This window comes from Microcoleus sp. AR_TQ3_B6, from assembly GCF_036702785.1.
Taxonomy (GTDB): Bacteria; Cyanobacteriota; Cyanobacteriia; order Cyanobacteriales; family Microcoleaceae; genus Microcoleus.
Map to the genome: position 1 here is coordinate 17571 of NZ_JAUBVJ010000052.1, position 22824 is coordinate 40394.

A 22824-nucleotide genomic window follows, 5' to 3' on the forward strand; every position below is an offset into this window, starting at 1 on the left:
AAATTTATGGATGTGCAGCGCCCGGAACAAGTAAATGTCCTTTTAGTTGACGATCGCCCAGAAAATTTGCTGGCTCTAGAAGCTATCCTCAACAGCCCCTCTTATAATCTAGTACAAGCTAATTCCGGCACGGAAGCTCTCAGATGTCTGCTCAATCAAGATTTTGCGGTAATTTTACTTGATGTGCAGATGCCGGGAATGGATGGATTTGAGACAGCAACATTGATTCGCTCAAGAGATCGATCGCGATCGACTCCGATTATTTTTATCACAGCATTCAGCAGTAATGACACCCACGTGTTTAAAGGTTATTCTCTGGGTGCGGTGGATTACCTGTTCAAACCCTTGAAACCGGAAATATTGACATCGAAGGTGCAGGTATTTGTGGAATTGTTCCAAAAAACAGTCGAGGTGAAGCAGCAAGCAACACAGTTAGCTGCTGTTAATAGTGAACTAAGCAAAAGTGAAGAGCGGTTTCGCACTTTGTGTGCTTGTTCGCCGCTGGGAATTTACTTAGCTGACGTTGAAGGCCGCTGTACTTACATGAATCCCCGCTGTGAAGCGATTTCCGGGTTAGTTTTGGATAAAAGTTTGGCAGAGGTTTGGCAGCGGTCGGCTCATCCAGAAGATCGCGATCGCGTAGTGGCACATTTGTCAGAATGGATTAAAGAAAGCCAGGAATATTCAAGTGAGTTTCGATTAGCTGGTAGCGAAAATGTGCGTTGGATTCACGTGCAGTCGTCGCCAATGTTTTCGGATTTGGGAAAACTGATCGGTCACGTGGGCACGGTGAGAGATATCACAGACCGCAAGCAAGCAGAGGAAGAACGCGGCAGACTAATCCGCGAACAAGTGGCCCGGCAGGAAGCTGAGAGAGCTAACCAGATGAAGGATGAATTTCTCGCGATTCTTTCTCACGAACTCCGCACTCCTTTAAATGCAATTCTCGGCTGGTCTAGGCTGCTTCGGGTGAAAAAATTTGACGAAGAAACTATTGATAAAGCTCTAGAAACAATTGAGCGTAATGCTAAATCTCAAGCTCAACTTATCGAAGATATTTTAGATGTTTCGCGGATTCTGCGGGGGAAACTAAATTTAAATAAGCATCCGATTCGGTTGGAATCTGTGATCGAGCTGGCAATAGATTCTTTGCAACCGCTGGCTGAGGAAAAATCAATAGTCCTAGAATTAACGTGCAGTCCAAAGGTAGGTGAAGTGATCGGCGATTCCGATCGCTTGCAGCAAATTGTGTGGAATTTGCTGTCAAATGCGATTAAGTTTACTCCGGAAGAGGGTAAAGTAGAGGTGCGGTTGGAGTCAGTTGGCGATCGAGCTCAAATTGAGATAATTGATAACGGCATTGGTATCGAGCCTGATTTTTTGCCTTATGTTTTCGATCGCTTCCGCCAAGCCGATAGCAGCACAACTAGGTCTTACGGGGGTTTGGGACTGGGATTGGCGATCGTCCGTCACTTGGTAGAACAGCACGGCGGTAAGGTATATGCAGAAAATAATCCGGGCGAGGGTGCGAAATTTACGGTGACTCTACCTCTTGCACAGAGGAACGCCCTCGCGGCTGACGATGCTTGGTCCGAGCTCTCGAACCAGGTAGGAACCCTCCCAAATCTGGTTAATTTGCAGTTGCTGGTGGTGGATGATGACGATGACACGCGGGAGTTTTTGATTGCTTTACTCGAGGAGGAAGGAGCTATGGTGCGATCGGCCTCATCGGTGGCAGAGGCTCTAGCTGCACTCGAGAGCTCTTGGCCGGATGTGCTGCTGAGCGACATTGGAATGCCGGGAGCAGACGGCTACGAATTGATCGCGCGGGTGAGAGAAATGGAAGTGCTCAGGGGTGGAATGATGCCTGCTATCGCCCTGACGGCCTACGCCAGAGAGTCCGAGCGCCAGCAAGCGCTGGAAGCTGGTTTCCAGATGCACTTATCTAAACCAGTTGAGGTAACTCAGTTAATTGCCGGAATTGCTAACCTCGCAGGAATGCTCGCCGATCCCGAGCCGGCGGACTCGGCGGTTGAAACCGCTTTTTAGACCCCCCAATCCCGTGCCGATTACTGAGAAAAATATTAAGCTAGCTTAAAGGACAAGCGATCGACCGAGAGGAACAAGACATCCGTTTTTCCCCAAAAAGCCGGATATTTGCGGTTTTTTTGCTTCAACCTGCCGTCAAAGTACAAAATTACCCGACTAATACGTCAGGAACCTCAGCCCTGACGGCATGAGGCTGGAAGGAGAAATCTAACAAGCCGTTCCCCGGCGGCCGAGCGTCTTAACTGACTCGGTTTTTTGAGTCACGACAGCCGCGCCAAGGCGTAGCTAGTCATGAGCTCTGTCGCCCGTGAGTTAAACAGTTCTAAGGTAACGCTCAACAGTGCTGTTTGCCGGGGCCGCGCTCACTAAACAAAGGCGCGTGCTAACTTTACTCCGAAAAGAGACTGAGGCAACCATACCTCACGCCTTGGGGCAACCATACCCCTCCACCCCGCGAGGGGATTCAATTCAACGTAAAGCCGTCCTAAAAGGACGGGGTTTCAAACCCATTTTTCTGATGAATATTTTTAGCAGTCTGCTTTCTGGACCAACTCAAGAACCCCAAGTCAAAAAACAGCGTCGAGGCATTGAAATTAAGTCGGAACGCGAAATCGAAATCATGCGGCAGGCAGCGAAAATCGTTGCAACGGTACTCAAAGAAATTTCCCAAATGGTGAAACCGGGAATGACTACTGCTGATTTGGATGCTTATGCGGAAAAACGTATCCGTTCTATGGGTGCAACTCCGAGTTTTAAAGGCTATCACGGTTTTCCGGGCTCGATTTGCTCTAGCATTAATAACGAAGTTGTTCACGGCATCCCCAATGCCAAAAAGGTAATTCGGACAGGAGATGTTCTTAAGGTAGATACTGGGGCATATTATCAAGGTTTTCACGGCGATTCTTGCATCACGATCGCAGTTGGGGAAGTAACACCGGAATCGGCAAAATTAATCCGAGTCGCCGAAGAAGCTCTCTACAAAGGCATCGAACAAGTCAAAGCAGGAGCCTATTTGCTCGATCTCGCTGGTGCGATCGAAGATCATGTCAAAAGCAACGGTTTTAGCGTCGTTGAGGAGTTTACCGGCCACGGTGTCGGGCGAAATTTGCACGAGGAACCGTCGGTTTTCAATTTCCGCACCCGCTCCATGCCAAACGTGAAATTGCGATCGGGCATGACATTGGCGATCGAACCGATTCTGAATGCGGGTTCTAAGTACACTCGGACGCTTTCGGACAAGTGGACTGCTGTAACCGTTGACAATGCTATGTCGGCTCAGTTTGAGCATACTGTGTTGGTAACGGAAACTGGCTATGAAATTTTGACCGATCGTTCAAAAGTTTAAGTAGAAGGGTTCAATAATAATTTTGAGTTTTGAGTTTTGAGTTTTGAATTAAAGATTTAATCAGTTTTTAATCCTCAGATCAAAACACAACTCAAAACTCTTGAGTTTAACAACAATTTATTGAGAGCCTTCGATGGATGGAGTGATAATAAGAGTTATAGCCTTTCGAGCGTAACATGAGGTACTATCTGGCCCACGGGCTCACGGGCATAGGTCTCCGTGGTCATAGGCCCGCGCAGGGCATGGGGCATACCTCACCACGCTTGAGAACCGCTATAAATTCGACTAAAGTAAAAGATACTGGTAAAGTTTAAGGGTAAGAGATATGTCAGCACGCTTATTATTGGTAGATGATGAACCGGGCTTGCGGGAAGCGGTACAAGCTTATTTGGAAGATAGCAATTTTGCGGTTGAGGTTGCCAGTAATGCTCGGGATGGGTGGGAACTCTTGCAGCAGACTAATCCAGATTTGGTGATTTCAGACATTATGATGCCGCAGGTGGACGGTTATCAGTTTCTCAAGCAAGTGCGGGAAGATCCTCGCTATAAGGCCTTGCCGGTGGTATTTTTGACGGCTAAGGGGATGACGAGCGATCGCATTCAAGGCTATCAAGCAGGCTGCGATGCTTATCTTTCTAAGCCCTTCGATCCCGACGAGTTAGTAGCAATAGTAACGAATTTGCTGGCCCGTCGCGCGGCTGCTAAGGAAACGAGCGAAAATGCTGAAAGTCCAGATATTGCTGCTTTGACAAGCCAAATGGCGAGAATAGAGTCTTTGCTGAGCGGGCGGAGTTCGATCGCCCAAAGTCCTTCGCCGATTAAAATTGATTTGACTCCGCGAGAACAAAGTGTTTTGGATTTGGTTGCTCAAGGTTTGATGAATAAGGAAATTGCCCGCCGCTTAGAAACTAGCGTGCGCAATGTCGAAAAATACGTCAGCCGTTTGTTTAGCAAGACAGGTACTAACAGCCGTACTGAGTTGGTTCGCTTCGCTCTCGAACACGGCTTGACTAAGTAGCATCCCTCTCGACTTTGCGTTACCAGGCTCTTCCTCGCCGATTTGCGTTACCAGGCTCTTCTTGGTAACGATAATTCTGCAAAAACCTAGAAATGTTAAGATATAAGTATTGACAGAGATCCGATAGCTGTGGTAAGGCACATCAGCTTGCTGGCAGCGGGGGAGTGGGAAAAGTGGTGTGCTCACAAACTTCTCAGCGCTGGGAGTCGGAGATGAACACTCGTAAAGGCTCGGGAATTACTTAAGGTAACAGGAAAACCAGACTGTTTAACAGCTTTCACGTCGTAAAAATAAAGAAGAACAGTTGGGCGGATATGCTGCGTCAAGCAAACTTGCCACGAAGTGTCACACATCAGGTTCTATCCTGTGGAAAAACAAGCCACTATTAATTAATGACCAAAAATTTCAAAGGTGGTACCCGCCACGTGATAAATCCGTGCAATCAATCCCTTTTCGAAAATCGAAAATCCTCAAGCCCCCGCATTTATCCGTGGGGTCAATCTAAAATCTAAAATCTAAAATCTCAAATCGATTGACTCTGCTCAAAAACGGATACAAGCCCGCGACACGAGTGGTAAGCCGCCCACAATTTTAGACTCTTGCCCAATCTCAGATTCATCTGTGGAGTAAATCTAAAATCTCAAATCTCAAAGTGACTTACAGCGCCAGACAGTAGCGGCGGATGTTGAATTTATAGCATCACTAAAGTTTAGTTTATACCAGGAGGATAGCATGAGGAAAATCACGGCGCGACCAACGATAAGTGCCATAGTAGCACTGCCACTCCTACTAATGGCCAATACAACTCAAGCTTTTGCCGCTGATACCAGTCAGAAAATAGATCCAATTAAGAAAGTTTCGGATTTTGGCGATGAGCTGGATTTTGATATGGCGACACCAACAACAATTAGCATTGAAGAAAGCGAGGATTGGGATGAACCTGATTTTACAGCTACTTTAGATATCGAGATTAGTAAATTTATGACAAACAATCTTCAAGCTGTAATTGATGAGCCGCCGCCGGTAGTTTATCTCAGTGCGGCCAGGGGCCAGTCAACCCGGGAATGCCGGATTTCTGGGATCTGCGAATAACTGAATCGGATTTGTGCGATTTGGACCCGCCCGCCCGTCCTCGCCCGTGCTACGACTCTTTTTCTCGTATAATTATCGCTGTGCGAGGGTAAAACTTTTACTAAAATCCGGTAGATTTGCCTGAGAATAGGCGAATAACAGAGTATGTATTTTTTTGGGTATGCTTTCGATCGGCTAAAACAATAAGTATGCAGGCTGAAATAAACTTAACTAGGTGATTGTTTGCTGTGATGGGAAATCGCAAAAACGGGCTGAAATAAACTTAACTATGTGATTGTTCGCTGTGATGGGAAACCGCAGATGAAAGTAGATGAACGCAGATGAACGCAGATGTATTTAAAGATTGTTTGCTGAGGGCTTCGGTTCAAGTCTCATATTTATCCGTTAAATTCCGTACATTGCTTGTAGCGGAACTGCCTGACATCCGTGACATCCTCTCCAAGCGAATCCTTGGCCGAACTGCCTTCTTTATTTCCTCGGCAGTTGACAGCACCTATTATGAGAAACTTTTTAAATATTAATTATGATTAATTCGCACTGCCAGCAAGACACCGCAGCACAGCAAAACAAAAGTTCGCTGCAAACTCTCTCCCGGGCTCTGAAAATGTCTCAGGGGCAATTTTCGCTGATTTTGGTGCGGTGCAATTACAGCGCTATGAGAGAGGAAACTGTACGGCAATTGCGGGAAGAGTCTGGTATCGATATTCGAGAAATTGTTCTCCCGCCATCTGTTAAAACTCTTTACACGACGATAGAAACCAAACTTTCCTGCAACCATCCGGCAGCTTTAATGGTGTTTGGCTTGGAATCGGTAAGTGCGATCGATCGACTGCTGACTTCTACCAACTACGTGAGGGAAGAATTTCGGAATAATTTTCCATTCCCAGTGGTGCTGTGGGTGACAGACAAAATATTAAAAAAAATGAGCCGGTTAGTAACAGATATCGAGACTTGGACGACCACTGTTGAATTTGTCCTCGGCCCAGATGAATTGGTGGATTTCTTGGGCAAAAGTGCCGAGCGCATTTTTTCCAACATTTTAGAAAGGGGCAATTGGCGTTTAAGTAATTCTGCCATCCTCGGAGCCAATTCTGTGAGTGAATTAGAGGCGGCTACCCAAGACTTGCAAACTTGCAATATCAGGTTAGAACCTGCTCTTGAAGCGAGTTTGCAATTTATTCGCGGTCGGCACGAATATGCTTGTCACCGCATCCCGGCTGCTCTTGAATTGTATCAAACAAGTCTCAGTTTTTGGAAGTATCAAGTAGCATTTATTGAAGGGAAAACAGAATTTAGCGATTTGTTATTTACGGTTTACCCTGCATCGGTATTAGAGGGAATTCTGCTATTTCACATCGGGCTTTGCTACCGCTTCCAAGCAGAACAGCACCGCAGCGCTAACCGTCCTTACTGGACGGAAGCTAAGAATTATTTTCAGGAATGTATTGAGGTATTAGAAAGCGCGGGACGGTCCGATGCCGTTGCTATATTCATTAATCAACTCGGCGAAGTATTGCAGCATTTAGAAGATTGGGATGCACTCTGGAATTTAGCTATTAAAGCTCGGAGATTGCATAAAAATATGGAAAATTCAGCAGTGAATTTGGCTCAAGATTACGGCTTTTTAGCTATAGTAGCCTTAGAGCAAAAGAACTGGCAAGAGGCGAAAAAATGGGCTTTAGTCGCTCTAGATGTTCTCAACTCAAATTTAGAAACGACGGGACAGGGAACGCCTGTAAAGTCGCAGCATCAAGGCTTGTATCTGTTGATTTTAGCAGAAGCTAAGAGTCAGTTGGGTGAGATTCAGGAGGCGATCGCCCATTTAGAGCTGGCTCGCTCGGAAACCGAAGCTTGCTACAACCCGCAACTGTATTTGCGGGTTTTAGAAATGCTGCGATTGCTCTATTTTCAGCGGGGAGAATATCTCGAAGCATTTCAAATTAAGCAAGATTATCGAGCGGTGGAACATACGTATCGGTTCCGAGCTTTTATTGGAGCCGGAAAGTTGCAGCCGCACAGAGAAGCGGTTAATCCCGTCGCCGAAACTGTTGCCGGCGCTGCTACTATTGCTGATGAAATTACTGCTTCCGGCCGAGAACAAGACCTCAACCGTTTGATAGATAGGATGAACAATACCCAAGACAAACTGACAGTAATTTATGGTCAGTCTGGAGTTGGCAAAAGTTCAATTGTCACCGGGGGATTAGTACCGGCTCTCAAACAAAAAAAAATAGAAAGGCGAACTGTTTTGCCGGTAGTGCTGCAAGTTTACAACAACTGGCCGCGGGAATTGACCAGACAGTTATCTGCTCTTAAAGCTGAAATATTCGATCCGGAAATTTCCGACGCAGTACCGGAAACTGCTCCGGTAGATTTGACCGTAGAAGCAGGCGCAGTCAAGGAAAATCTTATTTCGGGATTTAACGGCGGCTCGGCTGGGAAAAATGAGGATAAAATTGAGCAGTCACAGCCTGTACAATCAATCATAGAAATAGAAAAAGAGGATATCGCATACGAAACAATTATCAAGGAGCTACAAATAAATTCCGAACATCTAATGACCGTTCTGATATTCGATCAATTTGAAGAATTCTTTTTCGTGTGGAAAGAGTCAGCCCAAAGGCAGAGATTTTTTGATTTTTTGCGGGAATGCTTGAACATCAAGTATTTAAAAGTCGTCCTATGTTTGCGGGAAGATTACCTGCACTATTTGCTGGAATTTGCCCGACCAAAAAACCCGACAGGATTTATTAACAATGATATTTTGGGCGACATTCTTAGCAAAAATATTTTGTTTTATTTGGGTAATTTTTCCCTGGGCGATGCGCGAGCGGTAATTCGCACTTTAACTGAACGAGCGCAGTTTTACTTAGAACCGGATCTCATCGAAGAATTAGTCAAAGATTTAGCTGGAGAATTGGGAGAAGTTCGCCCGATCGAACTACAACTTGTCGGCGCTCAACTGCAACAAGAGGACATTAGAAGTTTAACTCGATATCAGGAACTAGGCAACAATCCTCAACAAAAATTAGTCGAAAGATTTCTCGAAGAAGTCATCAAAGATTGCGGCCCGGAAAATCAAGTAGCGGCGCGGCGAGTTTTGTATTTGCTGACAGATGAAGAGGAGATTCGTCCCCTCAAAACCCGCGCCGAATTAGCTTCGGATTTAGCGACATTTGCCGAAGCTGACAAATTAGATTTGGTCTTAGAACTGTTAGTAAAATCTGGTTTAGTTTTTCGGTGGACGGAACTGCAGGCACAGCTTTACCAGCTCGTTCACGACTATTTAGTTACCTTCATCCGCCAGCAGCAGCAATTAGATAAAAATGCAGAATTCGAGGAACTGCGAAAGCAAAATCAAATTAACCGAGATGAAATTGAACAAATTCGCAAAGATAGAGAGCGAGATGCTTTGCTGTCGGAAGCTAGAGACAAACAGCGCCAAGCTAGAGAGAAACAGCACCAAGCGGAAGCTAAACTTTACCAAACTCGGAGATGGCAATTGCGGGCGGCGGTTCTAGGATTGCTTGTACTCGGAGGTGTTTCGACGATGGCATTCGAGCAAGCAAAATTAGCAGAAAGCGCGCGGCAGGAAGCAGAAAAAAGTCGGACTGATGCCCTAAATTCGGCGTCGGAAGGTTTAGTGCTTTCTAATGAAAAAAATCAATTAGGAGTGTTGGGAAATAGTATCAAAATCGCTCGTGATTCTCTGAAAAGTACAGCCCTGCCTGCGGACACTAAAAATCAAATTGCTGAAAGACTCAGACACGCAGTTTCTGGGGTGCAAGAACAAAACCGTTTCGAGCAGCACAGCAAGTTTGTTTTGGATGTGAGTGTCAGCCCCGACGGCAATTTAGTTGCTTCGGCAAGTACGGACAAAACTGTTAAATTGTGGAGCAAAGAAGGTAAGTTATTAAAAACTTTTAATCACCCGGATGGCGTGACGAGTGTTAGTTTTAGTCCTGATGGGACAACCATCGCTACTGGTTGTGCCGATCGCACAATTAGAATTTGGCAAGTAGATAATGACAAAAGTGCGATCAGCATTTTATCCGGCCACCGCGATATCGTCACCAGCGTCAGTTTCAGTCCAGACGGCAAAACCCTCGCTTCCGCCAGTCACGACAACACCGTCAAAATCTGGAACCTTGCGAACAAAAAATTGCTGCAAACCTTAACCGGACACAAAGACTGGGTGCTGGGCGTCAGTTTCAGTCCCGACGGTCAAACAATTGCCTCAGCAAGTGTTGACAAAACTGTCAAACTTTGGAACCGAGAAAGTAAAACCCAGAAATTTAAAATTAATCCCAAAACATTAACCAAGCATTCTGGCATTGTTTACAGCGTTAAGTTCAGTCCAAACAATCGAGAAATCGTCTCAGCAAGTGCCGACAGCACAGCCAAAATTTGGAACCGAAACGGTGAAGAAATCAGAACCCTCAAAGGACACAACGATGGAGTTGTCAGCGCGAGTTTCAGTCGCGACGGCGAAAAAATTGTCACCGGCAGTGCAGACGATACGGTGAAAATTTGGAGTCGCAGCGGCACTTTGCTCAACACTTTTCGAGGACATCAAGACGACGTGAGGGCCGTAACTTTCAGCCGCGATGGCACTATTGCTTCCGCAAGTAAGGACAAAATAGTGAAAGTTTGGAAACCGGACAGCACTCCGTTGAATAAGATTTTATCGGGACACGGAGACTGGGTTTACAAAGTCAGTTTTAGTGCTGACGGCAAAACAATTGCTTCTGCTAGCGGGGACAAAACAGTGAGACTTTGGCGCAGTGACGGCAGTTTATTCAAAACCTTAGAAGGTCACAAGGATTCTGTTACCTGGGTGAGCATTTCCCCTGATGATAAAACTGTTGCTTCGGCCAGCGATGACAAAACCGTGAAAGTCTGGAGTTTAAACGGCCAACTGTTAAGTACCCTAAGCCACAGCGGCATTGTTAAAAGCGTGACTTTTAGTCCAGACGGAAAGATAATTGCCGCCGCCAGTGCCGATCGCAAATTGTACCTCTGGCGCTGGAACGGTTCTAAAGCAACTTTGCTGGCAAAACTCGATCACAGCAATCCAGTAATTAGCGTTAGCTTCAGTCCCGACGGCCAAACTATTGCTACTGCTACCGCTGCTGAGGACAAGGCAAGCGGGAAGAAAAAGGCTTTTGAAATTTCCGGAGAAAAGAGAGTTTACCTCTGGCAATTTAACGGTTCGTCGGCGAAGATTCTGACAACTATCGACCACGACGACAGCGTTAAAAATGTGAGTTTCAGTCCCGACGGCAAGACTATTGCTGCTGCTTGCGCTGACAAAAAAGTTTACTTGTGGGGGTTTGATGGCAAGGCGGTCAATTTAACTGAAAAACTCGACCACAGCGATACTGTAGAAAGCGTGAGTTTTAGTCCCGACGGCAAGTTGATTGCGGCGGCGAGTGGGGTAAATACTGTTAAACTGTGGAATTTTGACGGTCAGAAGGCGCTGCTATCTAAGACTTTGGAATCGAGCGATCGCGTGTTGAGCGTTACTTTTAGTTCTGACAGCAAAGCTCTGGCTTTTGCTAGCAGCGATAGGACTGTAATTCTGTGGCCTTTGGAGAATTTTGAACTGAATAATATCATTGCTCGGAGTTGCGAATGGTTGGGAGATTATTTGCAGAATGACCCGAATGTTGCTGAGGGCGATCGACAGCTTTGTCTTGGCTTTGGGAAGCAGGCGTTAAATCAGAGTAAGCGATAAAAGTTGAGTGAATTAAATAGGACTTACACACAGCAACTATTCGTAGGGTGCGCACCTGCCGCGCACCCTACCTTTATTGATAGTGCAATATCTCAGTTAAATCAACTTGTAAGGTGCGCCAGATATTGATTATTTCGATGTGAACAGGTTTTCCCGATCTGACGCACCCTACGCATCTGCCTTTAGTCGATTTCCCAATTCCCAATTCCCAATTCCCAATTCCCAATTACTCTGAAAAAATATATCTAGTGGCTAATTTTTATAATCGTAAATTTAAGATAAAATTTTAGTAATAAATTCAAACAAAAGGTAAACCGCATGGATGTCAACTCCCAAGAAGTCCAACCCGTTCCGCCATTGGGCGACACAAACGAGGAAACACCAGAGATAGGTGGCGGTTTGCCCGTAATAGAATATTGGGCAGAACATACATTGTCCGCGGAAGGGCCGAAACTTTGGAAAACTTTGCTGCACAAAAGTGCTTGTTTGTCCTGTTCTTGGGGCACTGGCGGGCAGAAAGGAGGTTTTACGAATGAAGAGGGCGAAAAACTTCAGCGGTGCATGAAAAGCGTGGAAGCAATCTCTGCTGAAATTAAACCGCCTGTCTCGACTCACTATTTTAAACAGCACAGTATTGCAGAACTCCAGCAATTAAATTCAATGGAAGCAGACAGGCTGGGAAGGCTGAGTTTTCCGATGATTTTGCGGGCCGGCAAGTCTCATTACGATCGCATTTCTTGGGAAGAAGTTTATCAAATTGCCGAAGCTGCCTTTCGCAAAACCCCCGAACGAGTGGCATCCTACAGTTCCGGCCGTTCTTCCAACGAAGCGGCTTTTCTGCTGCAATTGATGATGCGGGCGATGGGTTCCAATAACTTAGCAGATTGTTCCGATCTCTGCCACGCTCCCTCGACAATGGGGTTAAGCGAAATGTTTGCCACCCGCACCTCGGTAGTGAGTTTAGAAAACTTGAAGGAAGCAGATTGTGTCGTGCTCGCGGGCAGTAATTCTTCCTACAACCACCCCCGCTTGATGAACGAATTGATTAAAATTCGCGACAAAGGCGGTAGAATAATTGTCATCAATCCGGTGAGGGAAATCGGGTTAGTGAAGTTTGGTTCTCCGGCATTTCCTGTCAAATCGCTCATCCCCGGTTCCGAGATTTCCTCGCTATACTTGCAACCCATTCCCGGTAGCGATACGGCGCTATTTGTGGGGCTTCAAAAATCTATAATCGAACAAGGATTGCTCGACGAAAAATACTTGCAAGCTCATACAGAAGGCTGGCAAGCAGTAGTACAGCACGCCCGCGAAACCTCTTGGGAAACTATTACTAAAACCTGCGGAGTTTCCCAAGCAGAGATTGAGGCCGCAGCCAGAATTATTGGCACCTCCCAGCGAGTTGTCTTTGGTTGGGCGATGGGAATTACCCAACAGGAGAACGGTGTAGATAATGTTTTCAGCATTGCCAATACTGCTTTAATGACAGGAAATGTCGGCAAAGAAGGTGCTGGATTAATGCCCGTGAGAGGACACTCAAATGTCCAAGGATTCGGCTCTATGGGCGTGACTGTCAAGCTGAAAAAAGAAATCCAGACCGCTCTCGAAAAACTGTTAGATCGTCCCCTCAGCCGCGTTAAGGGCTACGATACTCGATCGCTCATTGAAGCAGCAGATGCAGGCAAAGTCGATACGCTGATCTGTGTGGGCGGCAACTTGTATGGGGCAAATCCAGATTCACATCAGGCCAAACGGGCTTTAGGTAAAATTGAAACTATTATTTACCTCGCAACTAAACCGAATTTAGGGCATTTTAGCGGATTGGCCAAACACAATACAATTGTGATTCCTGTACTGAATCGCTTTGAAAATCCCCATAAAACAACGGTGGAATCTGGGAATAATTTTGTGCGTTTAAATGATGAGGGTGAAACTCATCTCAAAAATGCCGATCTGATTCCCGAGGTACAATTTTTGACGGAATTAGCCAGCAGAATTCACGGCGATTTTCCCGTTGATTGGCGCCAACTTCAAGACACAAAATACGTTCGGCAATTGATTGCTAAAACTATTCCTGGCTATGAAAAAATAGCGACAATTGACGAAACTAAAGAGGAATTCACCATCAGCGGTCGCATTTTTACGGAACCTAAATTCCCTACAGAGTCTGGGAAAGCGAAGATGTTTGTCGCGCCTTTACCTAAGCTGAAATTACCGGAAGCGAAAGAGTTTGGAGTATCGGAATCAACAAAGGGTATTGTTGTGGCATTGATGACGGGACGCAGCTATTCTCAGCACAATACTGTTGTCTACAAAATTGATGACAAATACCGGGGAATGCCGCACCGCAACTGCATTATGATGAACCGCGCGGATGCAGAAAGCGCGGGTTTGCAAGAACATCAGCGGGTTACGGTGCAGGGAAATGCGGGAAAAATGGAAAATGTCGAGGTGATTTACGGGGCTGTTCGCGCGGGTGCTGCTTTGATGTTTTATCCTGAAGTTAATGTGATTTTTCACCCGGAAATTGAAAGGCGGTCGGGCACGCCTGCTTACAAGCGCGTACCTGCTTTTGTTTATGCACAAGCGTAATCAGAGTGGACACGGCAGTGCCGTTCCCCTACCCAATTAATGGTAGGGAAACGGCATTACCGCGTCCACCGTTTCTATCACTTTAAACAACTAAAAAATCAGATTCCCCGATCGAACTTAACGCCATTCCCGGTAACAGCGCCAAGACTTGTCCGGTGCTGCCGATCCGAATTTCAGTATCGTTGCCTGAAGGTACGATCGACAGTTGCTCGAATCTCAAACCATCAACTAACACTAACCAATCCACACCAGGAGTAAAATCAACAATCGTATCCGTACCCCCATCCGGCTGCAACACAATGTCATCGAAACCGACACCGCTGATAATAGTATCGTTTCCCCGACCGCCCCGCAGAAAATCCCCCCCGCCCCCGCCAGTTAACAGGTCCATGCCTTTGTCGCCGTAAATATAGTCACCGCCTTCGCCACCGTCCAAACTATCGCTTTGCCGCCCCCCACTAATCGTGTCGTTCCCCGCACTGCCTAGAATACTGTTAGGTAATTCATTTCCAAGTACCTGGTCATTCCCGGGCGAACCCACCAGATTTTCGATATCCGCGCCAAAAGCAATGTACGTGCCAAAGGTTTCAGTTGTATAAAGCCGATCGAGATCAGTACCTAGCCCCACCTGCGAAATTTCTAAATAGTAGCTTAGATCTCCCAGAGCGCTCTTTGCCGTCAGCGGCTTACCCTGATTCAGGTCCAAAGAATAAACGTTGTTGGCAGGCAGTGCCGAAAAGTCCAAAGTATCGCTGCCGCCGCCGTCCCAGATAGTTTGAAGGGTATTGAAATTACTGCTGTCGAATCTGTAAACATTATTGCCGCCGTTAAAATCGCTGCGGGCGCCGTAGAGATACTGCAATGCCCGGATGTCATAAGCCATCAAACTCCGGGGATTTTCGCCGTTGGGATCGCTAAATCTGCTATATGCGGCATTGTAGGACATGATCGTATTTCTCGTATTGTCCTTGTCAAACGGAAGATACGGAGGCTGTCCGGGGTTGTCTATTTGATCGCTGCCGAAGCTGTAGTTGCCGGGGTGCTTCAAACCCATCGCGTGACCGATTTCGTGAATTAAAGTAAAGTGTCCGTAACTGCCCGGACCTGAGGAAAAAGCTGTTTCCGGATCGTTTTCATAGAGCTTTTGGAGGTGGATGGCGCCGCCGCGCAAAATACCAGGCTGATAAGTGTAGGCATAGCCGTCAGCACCCGGCCCGTCAGAAAACATAATTCTGATGTTGCTTTGGGCCGAGTCTGGAACTTCTACAAAGTTGAGCGGCAAGACTGTGGCATAATTGTCCCGGAAGATTTGGCGGACATTCTGTTTGATCGCATCGTTAACTTCCTCAATATTGGTTTCGTCTCTATATGCAAAATAACTGTCCGAGCTCTCAGCAGTCACAAAACTGTAGGTGATAGTGCCGCCGGGAGCGACGTTCCATTTGGCTGGCTGTCCGGGGTTTGCTCTACTTATTCGGATCAGAGCATCAATATCGTTAGAGTTGCTGAAGGCGGAAGCTTGAGCGGCCGATCGTTCGGCGCTGGAATCTGAGGTTTGAGCGCGGCTGCTGCAGATCGGGCAGCTATGTTTGGAAGCACCTTGCAACAAATCTGAATTGTTATTAGTTAAATCACTCAGAGTGTAAACAGACATGAGGTTCCTTCCAATTTTAGGCAAGAGGATATTGATTAATATTATTAAATAAACAGAGCTGAAAGTCAATTCATAAAATTTATGACTTTGACTTCATAAAAATCCTATTTATTAATAAAGGTTACCAACAAACGATCGGTTGTCACGAATGATTTGAGCTGGCTGCTATTAACTCTTAATTTGCAAAGCTCTACCCCGCCAAATCCATCCCCAGCCGGTTTCTCTTTTAATCGCAGAGGCGATCGCCACCGCCGCCGGTAACGCACCTCCCACACCTCCCAACCACCAGTATTTCGTCGGACAGTCAGAAATCTCGGCACCCAAGCGGCGCAAATTGTAATGCTGCCAAATTACGATTACGGATAAACAAATAGTTAACAAGGTAATTGGCAATTGGTAATTGGTAATTGGTAATTGGTAATTGGTAATTGCTGATTGCCTGAATTTCTGCGAAGTCCCCGTTAGCCAGCAAAATAGCTAATGCCAACCACGGCATAGGATAAAGAAATAACATAATTGCGGCAATGTAAACCATCATGCCCCAACTGCGGTTAGCGCCGAGATAGAGATTCTTTGTCCAGCCTTCCCACAAGGGGCTCCAAGACCGATACATCCGCACGAATGCCAAATTTGACCCGGAATAAAGTCGGAGTTTTAAACCCGCACGTTTGATGCAGCTAATTCCACATCTTCAACAATAACGCTTGCAACTGCTTCGTGACCGCCGATTTTTTCGTAGCCCGATCGCCTAAATAACATGAACGGGCCGCCGGCAAAAGCACTGTCTGTTTTCGAGGGCTCGTTAACGGCGGTAAAGTCGTAGCAAACTGCTAAGTGATTGAAGATTATCGGCTGCACTAACCACTCGGCAAAACACTCGCTTTCCCAGCGCTGGCATACAGGTTAACAAGTCTATTTTCTCGGTTTCGGCTGTGGCGATAGCGGTTTCGATCGCCCCCGATCCGGGCCGCACGCCGGCATGGATAAATAATAAGAAGTCTCCGGTTGCTACCTCAACAGCTTGGGTTCCGATCCAGTTTTTGCCCGCCCAATATTGGTTCGCAGATCGCGGCTGACCTGCTAATATTTTGAGGCGGGGGTCCCCCGGCTGCTGTTGCAGGGTTGGCCCGATCGCCTGGGTGTCGTCTGTCGATCGATCGTCTACAATCAAAACCCCTAGGTTGTCCGCAGACAGCGGTGTAATCTCCCTCATTGCGATCGCGCCATCCCGAATATTCTCTGCTTCGCTGTATGCTGGTACGATTAAGCTGCCGTGCATCTAATTTAACAGTCAATTTTTCTACAATTCTTGTGGAACGGGCCCTCCTAGCCCGTCTATGCATTCAATGTGAAATGCTCCGCAGCTTACCGAAACTTTGGGGAAGTGCGCGGCTGGCCCTGGTGAGGGCCTGGCTGAAATTCTCTCGGTTCGAGGCGCATTTTTGACCGATCGGCGCAAATTCTTAGTGTAAGCTCTACTTAACTATGATAGAAAAAATTAGCAGGGTTAACAATATCAAAAGGAACTGACCTCAAATTTTGGGTAGACGATTTGTCTCCCTAAATATTAAAAAATCTTAAAACAAAAAGCTAGTCGATCGCCCGGAAAGTTATTTTGACCGCCTCTTTTGCTATAATTTGTGAGCATCTTTCGGCTCGCCCGCAGCGAGGGGCAAGACCACTCACCCGGTCAGCGACCGAAAAGCTGAGGATAGATATCAGTTGTCAGAGGAGATTGCAATGGGCGAATTTTTTACAGTCGATGTGTTTACGAACGGGATACTGGTAGTCGGCGCTATGGGTTTTTTCTTTTTGGGATATCAAGCTTTGCAGATATTGAAAAAATAAAGTATTTAGTAAATAAAGCCAAGTTGGCAGTGGCGATCGCATCAACTTAAATTCTTGTGAGGTGGGCATCGGGCCCGCCCAAATAGGCAATTTAAATCGATCGCAGCGATACATGGAGAGAAAGTAAAAAGCGAGGCTGCGAAGGGTAAAAATAGCAATTCCTGCCGACAGTGCAACTGTTTCTTGCGAAAATCAACCAAAAAAAGGCTGCGTTATTATCATGGTGAGCCAACTTTTAGATGGACGCTATCAAATCATTGAAGTCATAGAAACAGGAGAATTTGGACAAACCTATCTGGCCAAAGATATTCGCCGTCCGGGACAACCGCAGTGCTTTGTCAAGCACCTGCGTCCCGGAACCAGCGAACCGAAATTAATTAATACTACGCGCCGTCTTTTTCAAAAAGAAGCAGAAGTTCTAGAAAAGCTCGGTCAACACGACCAAATCCCTCAGCTATTCGCTTATTTTGAAGAAAATGAAGAATTTTTCTTAGTTGAATCCTTTGTTGCCGGTCACTCGCTATCAACCGAGATTGTACCAGGCAAACCTCTAACAGAAGAAAAGATGATTCCTTTGCTGAAGGAACTGTTAGAAATTTTAGTGTTTGTACACGGACAGGGAGTAATTCACCGAGATATTAAACCAGCAAATTTAATCCGTCGCTATTCAGACAACAAGTTAGTTTTGATTGACTTTGGCTCGGTGAAAGAAATTCACATCGCTCAAAGACAAGCGCCGGTAACGGTGCGGATAGGCACGCTGGAGTATATGCCGATCGAACAATTTCAATACAACCCGCAACTCAACAGCGATATCTACGCTTTGGGAATGATGGGCATCCAAGCAATAACCGGTTTGCCCGCTTACGATTTGCCGAAACTGCGGGATTTGAAAAATTCTAATAAAGGCGAAATTGTTTGGCGGCATTTAGCCGCGTGTTCCCAAGCGTTGGCTGATGTTTTGGACAATATGGTGCGCTACGATTTTCGGGAGCGTTACCAGTCGGCGGCGGAAGCTTTAGCTGATTTGAGGAAAATTGGCGATCGCTCGCGGGCGCGGGTTCCCCAGCTCACAATATATCGCGAAGAAGTCGATCGGCGCAGCAGCATCCGCGGCGACATTACAGTCGTCGGTCGTAGAATATTAGATGAACTGCGCGTCAGTTTGGAATTGCTGCCAGAAGAAGCAGAGGCGATCGAAGATGAGGTATTGAACCCTTACCGCAAATACAGGCAAAAAGGTGAACGCTACGAACAATCACTGCAAGAAGCAATGCAGCAAGAATATCCCTTTTCTGTGGAAACTCGCGACGAGTTAAAACGCTTGCAGCAAGTTTTAGGGCTTACTGACGAAGATGCCGCCAGAATCGAAGAATTAGTCATTCCTAAATCTTTATTCGCTAAATTGTACAAGGCGGTCGCCACAGTTTTGGAGGGACACCGCAACCCCAATCCGCGAGCAGCGAGCAGCGCCCCTCAACTCGAATTGCAGGCAAGTCCGGCGGTATCCCCCCAGGTAAATCTGAACGGAAAAACCGATTTGTCGAGTTCGGGCACAGCAGCGATTGTTCCCAAAGAAACTCGCAAATTCAATGCTTATCTCGCCGGGGCAACAATTGCCACTATCTTAGCTGCGATCGGCGGAATTTACGGATATCTCAAGTTGCAAGAATGGCAGCAGCGAGTCCAGAAAGAATCCCAACAGCTCAATCAAATTGAAGCTCTTTATAAAGCCAGCAATTATGAAGGCTGCATCAGCCAAATACCAACAATTGCCAACACTTCCAGCAGCTATTCGTCCGCTCAGGAGTTACAGCAACAGTGCCAATCAGGTCTCCTGTGGAAGAACGCCAAAGTCAAAAATTTCGCTCAGCATGAAGATGCCGTTGGGTCTGTTGCTTTCAGTCCAGACGGCTTAATGTTAGCCAGCGGTTCTAAAGACAAAACCATCCAAATTTGGGATTTAGCTACAGGCAAGTCGCTCCGCACTTTTATAGGAGATTCATCCACCATTTGGTCGGTTGCTTTTGACTCAAACGGTACGAGACTCGCGACTGGAACCGGTTTTTGGAAAGTCATGCTGTGGGATTTGAAAACAGGGCAAGTGATTCGCAGTCTCGACCACACTGCTTCTGTTTGGTCTGTCGCTCTGAGCCCCGACGGACAGCTCATTGCTAGCGGCAGCGGAGACAAAACCACGAAGATTTCGGATGCCACAACTGGCGGTTTGATTCAGAATTTCCCCGACCATACAGATTTTGTTTATTCTGTTGCTTTCACTCCCGATGGAAAAAGTTTGATTAGCGCTTCTAAGGATAAAAAAATTACAGTTGTTGATGTAGCCACGGGAAGGTTGCTCAAAACTATTGAGGGACACGGCGACGCGGTGAGGTCGGTTGCTGTTAGCCCGGACGGCAAGACAATTGTTAGCGGTTCCTACGATGAAACTATTAAAATCTGGAATCTCGAAACAGGAGATTTAATTCGCTCTATCAAGGGGCATTCTGACGATATTGTCTCGGTTGCTATCAGCCCGGACGGGAAGTTTATTGCGAGCGGGAGCAAGGATAAAACTATTAAAATTTGGGATTTCGCTACCGGAGAATTGCTGAATACTTTGACGGGACATTCAGATGAAGTTTATGTGGTAACTTTTAGTCCCGACGGCAAAACTATTGCTAGCGGTTCTAAAGACCATACTATTAAGTTGTGGCTGAGGTAATTGTCACCTGTCATTTACTTGCTGTAATTAAGCTCGTTTTTTAAGGTTGTGGGAAACTGCCAATAAGGCGTTTCTAATTCGTCTTCATTTGGAGAATTTGCAGTTGAGTGCTCTCGGATTTGAAAAAAGTAGTAGAGGTTAGCCACCGTTAAATCGGATATTTCTTGCCAATTCGAGGCAGCTAAAGCAAGATAGCCCGTCGCGCTCGCCTGCTGGCTGACATAAAATTCGTATCCCCGGCGGATTTCCGGCGACACAGCGAAGATTAGCTGGTCGCGCAAGGAGAGAAAGTGAGACTTTTGCTTTAAAGTTTCATAAAGTGAAGGTTCCGCAGCTAATACCGTGAATGTAGTGTACATGCTGCTTTTTACACTCTCGCCGCTGAGTTTATCTAAACTAGCTAACTGGTGCTGAGCTTTTGGAGACAAAGTTTGCATCCAATCAGCCTCAGTTTGCCAAAAGTCTATTACACTTAAGTCATGACCGAGAATCCTAGTAACTTCGGGAAATAAAAAATCTAGTTCTGGTTCCGATTCACATCCTTTAACAACAGTTAGAATATCTTGACGAATTTTTGATTGGAGTTCCAGCAGGCGCTGGCTCACCATATCGTAGGCCCGCTGCAAGTGAAACGTGACGTCTATCGCCTGCTCGATCGCCCAAACACATTCCCTGTGCCTGAGCTGTGCGGCAGAACACAGCCCCTCCAACAAACTGGGATTGTCATAAATTTTTAAAGCCTCAAACAGCATATCCCGCCCGCTATTAATTTCGGAATTCCGAAGTTTAAGATCGGGCAATGTCAGGGCTGACTGACAGCGTTTGATAGCTTTAGAAAAAATATCGTAACCGTTAACCAGTTTCTGGCGGTGCATTTCAAAACTCGAGTCGTGAGCCACCTTAAAAATCTGCTGGATCACCTCTACTCCCCTATCTTTGAGGATGTGTCTGAGATCGATAAACCCGCCTTTAATTTTTAGCTTCTGGTGCTTTGCATCTTCTCTGATTTTTAATACTTGGTTGAGGTTTACTGCTGACAAAACTGTGCTCGATACAGTGCCAATGCCAAAGACTGCGGCAGTTGCTTGCATCACTGCCAAATTAATTTTCAGAGAGTTAAGCATTCTATATATTTTTTGAAACCCCTGATGAGTTTGAGCAAGCTGCAACGGGGCCAGTGTCACGTACACGGGAGCTAGCAGCGGCTGTACGGGGCCACCTCCGGCTAACTGTGCGAGCAATCCTAGAACTGAGCGCGAGGATATAGTTCCAGTTGTTGATGGATAAAAGATTTGTGCAAGCTCCACAAACTCCCCTGTCACCGGATCTCTAGCTGCCGGGAGCAATTTTCCTGTTTTGGCACTAGGCTGTACCAGGTTGCCAGTATTGAGTAGAGCCTGAGTTGCAGGGGTGAATAGATAATCCATGTTGTCAGACCAGTTTCCAAAAAAAATGCAACTGTAAGCCCGCGGTCCAAACCACGATAGTCATCCGTCATTCCCAATTATTCAATTCTTTAATCTAAAATGGTATGACTCACTTGGTATTCAAAAAGGCAGATGTTCTGTATTGTATGCTATTTAGGGGAACGAGGGATAAAAGTAAATGAATGAGTATCTCAAGGTATTCCAGGCTCTTACCCAGTTTAGCGATCGACTGCTGGCCGACGAACATCAATCCCTAGAGATTAAACAGTCAGCTACCCAACTCAGCGTAGATGTGGAACCTTGTATTCAGGAAATTAAGCAATCAGCCCTCAGACTCAAAGGGTTTCTTCAGGTATGTTTCAAAGATTTATCTCAGGCTGAGGATGTCTGGAATAGCAAGCCCAGAATTGCTCGCGCATCTCCTATTGAGGTGTGGCAGCAAATTGGCGTACTAAGCGGATGCGATTTCAGAATTCGCTCTTTAGGAAAACAGGCCCAATATGATGCTCTTGCTAAAGTTCGCAAATCGTGGAGCGACAAGTCTACAAAGTTGAAAAATCAGTGGTTTTTGTGGGATAATAACCATCAAATCTTTCAAAGAGATACTCTAGGTTTTTATGAAAAAGAGCATTTGCACAAAGAGTTTCGGAATGAAGTTGATTACCAGGCAGAGCGAGTGGTTTTAATTATGGAGAATGAACTCCATTTGATTTTTAAAGAATTAGAATCTATTGATATAGAAACAATTGAATTTTGTATTGAATGCTTCGATCTCAACAGTCAAGCGAGATTTAGAGAGCGAGTGCAATCAATAGGCAGCGAGATTGTGTCGAAGTTTACGGAACCTCTAAAATATTTGCCTGACTCTTCTTCTGTGAAGACTTTTAAAGAAACGCTGAAAGCCCCTGTAGAAACTCTGGTTCATAAAAGCAAGATGGGAATCAGTTTGGTCGATTTTGAAGAGTCCTGTAAAGTGATTGGCTCAATCATGGATAGTTTGATTTTAGCAATTTTTCATGAGCGCATGAAACTGGCAATTCAGACTGTTGAAAAAGCGATTAAGTTCTACAATAATTTTTTAGAGAAGCAGGCGCGGTATCAGCAAGAGACGCCCCAACAGCGAGCGGCGGAAAAAGATTGGATCGAACACCAGCGGCAGCAACTCAGGGAAATTCAGCAGTATATTGAAACACTCATCAGTCATTAGTTATTGGTAATATCATTTCCGGTTACACCGTCCGTGATGTTGACTGTTGACGGTTGACTGTTCACGGCGTCAACAGTCAACAGTGAACAGTGAACTCGAATTTACTATTCCGATGCTAACGGATTTGATATCA

Annotated in this window: 13 protein-coding genes; 8 read left to right on the forward strand and 5 right to left on the reverse strand. The window is 46.0% G+C overall.

What is annotated here, in order from left to right; all coding sequences use genetic code 11:
* The first annotated feature begins 6 nt into the window (after window positions 1-6).
* The 6 genes from QUB56_RS22645 (at window position 7) to QUB56_RS22670 (ending at window position 13833) form a co-directional block, all read left to right on the forward strand.
* A complete protein-coding gene (locus QUB56_RS22645) occupies window positions 7-2049 on the forward strand; it encodes a response regulator (protein ID WP_332958311.1) in 2043 nt (680 codons plus the stop codon).
* A 517-nt stretch (window positions 2050-2566) separates the two neighbouring features.
* Complete coding sequence (gene map, locus QUB56_RS22650; RefSeq protein ID WP_332958313.1) at window positions 2567-3394, forward strand: type I methionyl aminopeptidase; 828 nt, start codon at window positions 2567-2569, stop codon at window positions 3392-3394.
* 325 nt (window positions 3395-3719) lie between these two features.
* Entirely contained in the window at window positions 3720-4412 is a 693-nt protein-coding gene (locus tag QUB56_RS22655; RefSeq protein WP_332958315.1) for a response regulator transcription factor, read from the forward strand.
* A gap of 732 nt (window positions 4413-5144) precedes the next feature.
* Complete coding sequence (locus QUB56_RS22660; RefSeq protein WP_332958316.1) at window positions 5145-5504, forward strand: hypothetical protein; 360 nt, start codon at window positions 5145-5147, stop codon at window positions 5502-5504.
* Window positions 5505-6027: 523 nt separating this feature from the next.
* Window positions 6028-11241 carry an nSTAND1 domain-containing NTPase gene (locus QUB56_RS22665; RefSeq protein ID WP_332958317.1) on the forward strand — a complete coding sequence of 1738 codons (5214 nt, stop codon included), beginning with the start codon at window positions 6028-6030 and terminating at the stop codon, window positions 11239-11241.
* A gap of 318 nt (window positions 11242-11559) precedes the next feature.
* Window positions 11560-13833, forward strand: coding sequence for an FdhF/YdeP family oxidoreductase (locus tag QUB56_RS22670; protein WP_332958319.1), 2274 nt, complete (start codon window positions 11560-11562; stop codon window positions 13831-13833).
* A gap of 82 nt (window positions 13834-13915) precedes the next feature.
* On the opposite strand, the gene QUB56_RS22675 is transcribed toward QUB56_RS22670, so the two are convergent.
* The 4 genes from QUB56_RS22675 to QUB56_RS22690 form a co-directional block, all read right to left on the reverse strand.
* Window positions 13916-15487 (reverse strand): M10 family metallopeptidase, encoded by a 1572-nt coding sequence (locus QUB56_RS22675; RefSeq protein WP_332958320.1) that lies wholly within the window; start codon window positions 15485-15487, stop codon window positions 13916-13918.
* Window positions 15488-15655: 168 nt separating this feature from the next.
* Window positions 15656-15868: a hypothetical protein gene (locus QUB56_RS22680; RefSeq protein ID WP_332958321.1), complete on the reverse strand. Its 213-nt coding sequence runs from the start codon at window positions 15866-15868 to the stop codon at window positions 15656-15658.
* A gap of 273 nt (window positions 15869-16141) precedes the next feature.
* Window positions 16142-16246 (reverse strand): hypothetical protein, encoded by a 105-nt coding sequence (locus QUB56_RS22685; protein ID WP_332958323.1) that lies wholly within the window; start codon window positions 16244-16246, stop codon window positions 16142-16144.
* 43 nt (window positions 16247-16289) lie between these two features.
* On the reverse strand, window positions 16290-16766 hold the full coding sequence (locus QUB56_RS22690; protein WP_332958325.1) for a glycosyltransferase: 477 nt from the start codon (window positions 16764-16766) through the stop codon (window positions 16290-16292).
* A gap of 789 nt (window positions 16767-17555) precedes the next feature.
* On the opposite strand from QUB56_RS22690, the gene QUB56_RS22695 reads away from it, so the two are divergent.
* Window positions 17556-20057, forward strand: a complete 2502-nt coding sequence (locus QUB56_RS22695; protein ID WP_332958326.1) for a protein kinase domain-containing protein — start codon at window positions 17556-17558, stop codon at window positions 20055-20057.
* Between the two features lie 14 nt (window positions 20058-20071).
* Here QUB56_RS22695 and QUB56_RS22700 read toward each other — a convergent pair whose 3' ends face one another.
* On the reverse strand, window positions 20072-21484 hold the full coding sequence (locus QUB56_RS22700) for a hypothetical protein (protein ID WP_332958327.1): 1413 nt from the start codon (window positions 21482-21484) through the stop codon (window positions 20072-20074).
* Between the two features lie 178 nt (window positions 21485-21662).
* On the opposite strand from QUB56_RS22700, the gene QUB56_RS22705 reads away from it, so the two are divergent.
* On the forward strand, window positions 21663-22691 hold the full coding sequence (locus tag QUB56_RS22705; RefSeq protein WP_332958329.1) for a hypothetical protein: 1029 nt from the start codon (window positions 21663-21665) through the stop codon (window positions 22689-22691).
* The last annotated feature ends 133 nt before the right edge of the window (window positions 22692-22824 follow it).